This is a genomic window from Treponema sp. (assembly GCF_045657965.1).
GTDB lineage: Bacteria > Spirochaetota > Spirochaetia > Treponematales > Treponemataceae > Treponema_D.
Genome location: NZ_JAZOUG010000354.1, coordinates 1 through 7,835, shown reverse-complemented (window position 1 = coordinate 7,835; position 7,835 = coordinate 1). Strand labels below are relative to the sequence as shown.

At 42.1% G+C, this 7,835-nt stretch carries 6 protein-coding genes; all 6 read right to left on the bottom strand.

Annotated elements, in window-relative coordinates; all coding sequences use genetic code 11:
* Positions 1-629 (bottom strand): type I glyceraldehyde-3-phosphate dehydrogenase (locus ACKI5B_RS13405; RefSeq protein WP_407429610.1); only part of this gene is annotated, 629 nt, incomplete at its 3' end.
* 74 nt (positions 630-703) lie between these two features.
* Positions 704-2,668: an AMP-dependent synthetase/ligase gene (locus ACKI5B_RS13400; protein WP_407429608.1), complete on the bottom strand. Its 1,965-nt coding sequence runs from the start codon at positions 2,666-2,668 to the stop codon at positions 704-706.
* Positions 2,669-2,743: 75 nt separating this feature from the next.
* On the bottom strand, positions 2,744-3,358 hold the full coding sequence (locus tag ACKI5B_RS13395; RefSeq protein WP_407429612.1) for an HD domain-containing protein: 615 nt from the start codon (positions 3,356-3,358) through the stop codon (positions 2,744-2,746).
* A 31-nt stretch (positions 3,359-3,389) separates the two neighbouring features.
* Entirely contained in the window at positions 3,390-6,107 is a 2,718-nt protein-coding gene (locus ACKI5B_RS13390; RefSeq protein ID WP_407429606.1) for a valine--tRNA ligase, read from the bottom strand.
* A gap of 66 nt (positions 6,108-6,173) precedes the next feature.
* On the bottom strand, positions 6,174-6,488 hold the full coding sequence (locus ACKI5B_RS13385; RefSeq protein WP_407429604.1) for a Trp family transcriptional regulator: 315 nt from the start codon (positions 6,486-6,488) through the stop codon (positions 6,174-6,176).
* A 14-nt stretch (positions 6,489-6,502) separates the two neighbouring features.
* Positions 6,503-7,835: putative bifunctional diguanylate cyclase/phosphodiesterase (locus ACKI5B_RS13380; RefSeq protein WP_407429602.1), on the bottom strand; the 1,333-nt coding region annotated here is incomplete at its 5' end.

Sequence of the window (7,835 nt, the reverse complement as noted above, 5' to 3'; positions counted from 1 at the left end):
CGACGGAGGTCACCCTTGCGCTGAGGACCGTCGAGAATCATCTGGTCGCCAGTGTAAGCATGGATTGTGCTCATGATACCACTCTGAATTGGGAAAGCGTCGTTGAGAGCTTTTGCCATTGGAGCGAGACAGTTTGTTGTACAGCTGGCTGCAGAAATGATATTGTCACCCTTTTTGAGAGTTTTGTGGTTTACGTTGTAAACAATTGTTGGGAGGTCGTTTCCAGCTGGAGCTGAGATTACAACCTTTTTAGCACCTGCATTGATGTGTGCCTGGCTCTTTTCTTTTGATACGTAGAAACCTGTACACTCGAGAACTACGTCAACACCGATTTTTCCCCATGGAAGATCAGCAGCGTTAGGCATTTTGTAAATGACGATTTTTTTACCGTCTACTACGATGTAGTTATCTTCGCCTTCACCGTCATGAGCTTCTACAGTGTGTTTTCCTTCACCGATGCGGCCAGCGTATCCACCCTGTGCTGTATCATACTTCAAGAGGTGAGCGAGCATTTTTGGGCTTGTCAAATCGTTGATAGCGACAACCTCGTAACCTTCTGCACCGAACATCTGGCGGAATGCCAAACGACCAATACGGCCGAAACCGTTAATAGCAACCTTTACTGCCATTTTTATCTCCTAAAAATAAAGATTCAAAATTGTTAATTATAAAATACCGAATTTTCGTAAAATAGTCTATATTTTCACACAAACAAGTCGTTTATTTCCTTTTTGTACATTTCCGCGATTTTATAGCGCATCATCTCAAGCTTTGCAGAAAGTTCTACACCGGCTTCAAATGATTTTGGAATAAGCGCAAATTTATAAATCTTTTCGCAGATTCTGAATCCGTTCGCTGATTTTATTTTATCATTGATGATTCCTTCGAAAAGACTGCGGATTTCCGGTAAAACAAGTAGATTTTCGTAACTTGTATAAACAATGTTATTCTCATTTGCATACGAAATAAGATTCTCTTTAGCCGGCACAATAAGTGCGCCAAGGTATTTTTTATCCTGACCGACTACCATTACACTTTCGATAAAATCGCTTGCCAGAAGAGAAGCTTCTATCACACTCGGCTCAATATTCTCGCCGTCAAGAAGCACGATTGTATCTTTTGCACGGCCCGTGATTTTAATTTCATTGTCATGGCTCATAATTCCAAGGTCACCTGTGTTAAGCCAGCCGTCTTTATCGATTACCCTCTCGGTTAAATCCGGCCGTTTGTAATAACCTTTCATTACCTGAGGAGAGCGGACAACAATAAGCCCCTGCTTTCCCGGAGGAAGCGGATTCATACTCTTTATGATTCCATGCTCTTCTTCTACAATCCGTAATTCAAAAGTCGGGAAAACCACACCTACAACACCCGGCCGCGGATGGCGGTAATCACGGAAAGAAATAACAGGAGCTGTTTCACTCATGCCATAGCCTTCAAGCAGATTCAAACCGATTGCACGGTAAAAATTGTCGATTTCCTTTTGAAGGGCACCGCCTCCGGAAATTGCAATTGAAATACGCCCGCCCATTTTTGCCCGGATTTTTTTAAAGACAAGCACATCACCAAGTTTATGAAACGGCCAGAGAAGAATCCATGGCAAAAAGCCGGTCAAAGTATCGAAAAATCTGCAGCGTTTTTTTGAAGAAAGCTGAGGCAGATTTCCAAAAACATAATCGCGCATAAGTGCATACCGGGAACCGACACCGATAAAGAAATTAAACAGCCTTAAAGTTATTCCGCCTGTCTTTTTCATAGTCCGTATAACACCCGTTGCAAGCGCTTCCCATAAACGCGGAACACCGCAAATCCACTGCGGCCGTATAACTGCCATATCCGGAAGCAGAACAGGAGCTGCAGGTTTTGAATAAGCAAGACCACACTTCATATGTACGGCAACATACTGAATAAGACGTTCAAACACATGCCACACAGGAAGAATCGTCATCCACCAGTCACCTTCTTTACAGTTTATAAAATCATGAATTACAGAAAGCTGAGAAATATAATTGTTATGTGTAAGCATAACACCTTTTGGAGTACCAGTAGTTCCCGAAGTAAAAATCATCGTTGCAACATCATCAGGATTAGTCTTTTCCATTTCATCTTCGATTTCTTTTTTTCTTAGTTCCGGATTTTCTGAAACAATTTTCCTTCCCTTTTCCAGTAAATCTGCAAAATAATAAAATAAAAGCCCTGCTTCACCGGCTTTAGTTTCAGTTTCAGAGCTCATTTTATCAAAAAGAATTACAGTCTTTAAAAGCGGAACTTCATCTTTTTTTTCAAGAATTTTTAAAAGCTGTTTTTCATTTTCAAAAATTCCATACACACAGTCAGCATAACTTGTGATAAAACGCATTTCTGTGCCCATTGAATCACAGCCGCGGGGAACATCTGCGGCTCCAAGACAAAGAATTGAATAGTCTGCAATAAACCATTCGCGCCTGTTGTCACTCATAAGTGCAATGTTATCCCCGCGCTTTACACCAATTGACAGAAGAGCCTGCGCAAAGGCAATCACAGAATCATAAAATTCTTCATATGTGTAATACTGATAGACACCGTTTTTATCCTTAGAAGCCTGAAGATAAACAGAAGGACACTGACTTACCCGCTCTTTTAGTAAAAGCGGAAGATTTTTTGGAAGAGTGCGTTTTGTAAATTTCATATAGAAAAATTATCGCACGAACCACAGAAATTGGCAAATTTTATTGCTGTTAAGTCCTGTTTAGCCAGAAAAGTGTTAAATTTTGTCGCTTGAAGATTCTTTGTGTTTATTACAGAAATATCCGCCGTCTTCAAGATAACGCCGGCGGGTACGGATAAGCTCGATAAGCTCGTGATACATATTAAAGTCGATTTCAAGTGCCATCGGAAGCAGGAAGAATTCAGTTTCATCACAGTAACGCTCGATAAATTTAGGATCAGTGACAAAGCCAAGTGAAATCATGTTGGAAATGCGGTCAGCACACTTTAAAATTTTTGCCTTCTGACTGCCGTTATTGATTATGCGGCGGAGAAACTGCTGCTTGTTCTCGTCTTCACGCCTTGTTACTTCGAGAACCAAATCCAAAACCTGCTGACCTTCTGAATCAGCGTTGATAATTTCGTTTTTATCAAAATCCGGAATATCTTCGACAGTATCATGAACAAGGGCTGCTTTAAGCAGAACGGAGTCGATATAACCGTAGTCAATGAGAATGCCGAGTGTATCAATCTGATGACGGAACATATTTCCGCCTGCATGACGGCTCTTACCGATAAGTCCGGTTGAAAGCTGCATGTACGGAGCAAGGATAATATGCTTGAGCTGTTGCATGTGCTCCTTATCCATCTGCTCCGGTTTTTCGGTTTTCATCTCATATTTTGACGGCATAAGCTCCCTCCGTTTATTTCAATGCTTCGATATATGTTCCAAGCTTTTCGATACGGCGTTTTGTTTCGGCAAGTTTTTCGCGTTCTGCCTGAACTACTTCGGCCGGTGCGTGCTCGGCGAATTTGCCGCCCAGCTTGGCTTCGGTTCTTTCTGCATCCTTCTGATTTTTTTCCAAATCTTTCTGGAAGTGAAGAAGAAGCTGATCTTTATTGATGTTTTCGTCGAGGATGATGAATGCTTCAAAGCCTGTTCCGACAGTACCGATTGATTTTCCAGGTTTTGATTCGACGAATTCAACCTTTGAAAGACCTGCAAGAAGCTGAATCATTTCGACCTTTTCGCGGCAGACTTCGGCATTGCTTCCTTTTTCGATTAAAACTGCAAGATTGATTTTGTCGGCTGGGTTTACACCGCACTCGTTACGCAAGCCCCGGACTGAGCGGATTAAATCCTGCAAAGCACCAAAGCGTGCAGTGATTTTTGCATCTTCCCGGCCTTCTGTAAACTCAGGGTACGGAGCGGTAACAAGGAGGTCAGAATATGTTTCGTTAGACATAACCTTCTGTCCGCCGGCTTTTTTGCGGTTTTCGATAATTTCAGCAAGAGGAAGTTTTGAGTAAATCTCTTCTGTTACGAACGGAATGAACGGATGCAAAAGCCGCAAAGATTCTTCGAGAACGTTTAAGAGAACTGAAACTGCCCTGTCTTTTTCGGCATCGTCTCCGTGCCAGAATGAAAGCTTGGTTGCCTCTACATACCAGTCACAGAAATTGTTCCAGAAATATTCGTAAACTGCACTTGCAGCATCGTTGTAGCGGTATGAATCCAGTGCTTCGCGCGCATTTTTTGCAGCGGCATTGAGTTCGGTGAAAATCCATTTGTCGAGCTCGTTCAAATCTGAATCTTTTACAGGAACTAAATTGCGTCCTTCAAGGTTTCCAAGAATGTAGCGGCTTGCGTTCCATACTTTGTTACAAAAACGACTTCCCATTTTGAATGAATCGTTGTCAACGAGAACGTCCTGTCCCTGAGCTGCAAGATAAGCAAGAGTGAATTTGAGCGCGTCACTTCCGTACTGTTCGATGATTTCAAGAGGATCAAGACCGTTTCCGAGCGATTTAGACATTTTTCGTCCCTGCTTGTCGCGCACAAGACCGTGAATGTAAATATCGTGGAAAGGAGCTTTTCCGGTGAACTCAAGACCTGCCATAATCATGCGGCTTACCCAGAAGAAGATAATGTCGTATGCAGTTACAAGAGCTGTTGTCGGGTAGAATTTCTGTAAATCTTCTGTATTCTGCGGCCAGCCCAAAGTTGAGAACGGCCAGAGCCATGAAGAGAACCATGTATCGAGAACGTCCGGGTCCTGTTTTACATTTGTGCTTCCACACTTAGGACATTTTGTAACATCTTCACGGCTTACGATTGTTTCGCCACATTCGCAGTACCATGCAGGAATTCTGTGTCCCCACCAGATCTGGCGGCTTACACACCAGTCACGGATATTTTCCATCCAGTGTGTGTATGTATTTTCCCATTTTCTAGGATAAAACACGATTTCTTCGTCGCGCCATGCTTTGAGTGCTTTTTCTGCAAGTGGCTTCATTTTTACGAACCACTGATAGCTCAAATACGGCTCAACGACTGTCTTACAGCGGTAGCAGTGACCGACTGAGTGAGTCATCTTTTCTTCGCCCTTGAAAAGACCGGATTCTGTCAAATCTTCGATTACAAGTTTTCGTGCCTGTTCGCATTTAAGGCCGCGGTATTTTTCTGGAACATTGTCGTTTAAAGTTCCGTCCGGATTCAAAAGATTGATTACTTCAAGATTGTGACGCAAGCCCACTTCCCAGTCGTTCGGGTCGTGTGCCGGAGTGATTTTAACCATACCGGTTCCGAATTCTTTATCAACGTAAGAATCAGCGATGATCGGGATTTCTTTACCTGTAAGAGGAAGTTTGAGCATTTTGCCGACGAGTCCCTTGTATCGCTCGTCGTCAGGGTTTACGGCAACGGCTGTATCACCGAAGAATGTTTCCGGTCGGGTTGTTGCAACTTCGATTTTACCGCTTCCGTCTGCATATTCGTAGAAAAGGTGATACATTGCACCCTGAGTGTCAACGTGGTCAACTTCGTCATCAGCAAGAGCAGTTCCACAGCGAGGACACCAGTTTACGAGACGCTGACCTTTGTACATGAGGCCGCGCTCATACAATGTAACGAAAACATCGCGGACAGCCTTTGAAAGGCCTTCGTCATAAGTAAAGCGCTCGCGGCTCCAGTCAACTGAGTTACCGAGCTTTTTCTGCTGTTTTACGATTGTGTCATGATGGTCGTGGGTAACTTCCCATGTACGCTCGATGAATTTTTCACGGCCCAAATCGTTACGAGACTTGCCTTCCTTTTTGAGGGCTCGCTCAACGACATTCTGAGTTGCAATACCTGCATGGTCAGTTCCCGGAATCCACAAAGTATCATCGCCCTTCATCCGGTGATAGCGGACTACGATATCCTGCAGAGTATTGTTAAGACCGTGGCCCATGTGAAGAACGCCTGTTACATTTGGCGGCGGAATGACGACCGTATATTTAATGTTGGATGATTTCTGTGAATGTACCGGAGAATCAGCGTCGCTCGCAGGTTTGAAGTAGCCCTTCTCGACCCACTGACCGTAAATTCTGTCCTCAAAATCTTTGGGATTATAAGCCTTTTCCAATTCAATAGCGTGCATAAAAAAACGACCTCTTTAAAATAGTGAAACCTATTATAGTAAATCGAGGTCTTTTCTTCAATGTGACTATTCTAATTTATCAGCGTAATCAAGCAATTTACGGAATGCGCTGGCATCTTTCTTTAATTCGCGTGAACCGCGCGTAATTTTACAGAGTGAAATGTGGAATTTTTTTGCAATTTCGCGCTGAGTCGTTCCCTTATCGATTTCACGCACCAGAAGCCAGCGTTTTGCAAAATCGTTCAGCTCGGCCGGCGTAAAGAGGCATCCGAAAAAGTCATAAATAAAATGCGCATCGTTTGTTTTTGAGAGGAGATTGCACATTTCCTTGAGTGCATTCTCCAAGTCTGGCGGGTTGAGTTCTTCGTTATTTTCGCTCATACATCATCCTATTCTTAAAAGTAGCGTTCCTCAAAATCAGGAACAGGAATCGGCCGTGAAAAATAGAACCCCTGAAACAAATCACATCCAACCTCAGAAAGAAAATCAATCTGAGAAACGGTTTCTACACCTTCTGTAACAACTTTCATTCCAAGTGCTTTAGCAAGAATTATAATTTTTTCGAGAATCAGACGGCTTTTTTCATCATTCTGAGACTTTTGTAAAAATCCCATATCAATTTTGAGGACATCAACACAAATATCTTTAAGCATATTCAGACTTGAATAACCGCTTCCAAAATCATCCATCTCGACAAGAAAACCATAATCCCTCAGTCTGTCCAGAAGTTTTCCCTGGTTATTTAAATCCATAATTACGGCTGTTTCAGTGATTTCAAGATTCAGTCTTGACGGTGGAATCTGGTATTTTTCAACAAGAGATGTAAGCACTTCATATAAATCGAGCGTATAAAAATCTTTTGGAGAAATATTTACTGAAATATATAAATCATCGCGTCCCTGCTTGTGCCATTCAGCAAGTTTTTTACAGGCACATTCCCAGACATATTTATCAACATCTGAAATTATATTAATTTTTTCGATAATTTCGATAAAATCTCCAGGAGGAATAACACCGCGCTCAGGATGACGCCAGCGGACAAGAGCTTCAGCACCCACAACCCTAAGTTCTTTTGTAAACTGAGGCTGAAGATACATTTCAACTTCACCGTATTCCAGCGCTTTTGGAAGTTCATTCATAAGCATCTGCATCTGAATTACTTCATTGCGAAGATTTTCATCATAATATGCAAAACAGTTTTTGTAGTCATTTTTGATTGTTTTTATGGCAAGAAAAGCCCTGTCACACATTACAGACACAGGAGTTGTCACATCATCAATTGCATACAGGCCCATATGACCGATTACAGTGTAGGAAATATTATTCATATAGGACATATTCATCTGAAACGCACCAAGCCAGGCTTCTTCATGAAAATGCCTGCGTGGTACCAGCATTACAAAATGATCGTTATAAAGGCGGCCATACAAATCATCAGAAGAACAGTACTTTCGGAATGAATCAGCAATACGTATAAGAATATCATCACCGGCATGCTTTCCGTACAAATCATTGATTAGTTTGAAATTCACTAAATCAGTAACAATGAGATAGTATGGAGTAAACCGGTCATATTTAAGGCGGTGCTCAACTTTTTCAAAAAAGTATTCCTTGTTATAGACATTAGTCAAAGGATCCAGAGTTCTTAAACGTTTCTGCTCTAAAATCTGCCGTTTTTCATCAGAAATATCTTCGATAAGTATGTACCGGCCGATAATGTATTCATTT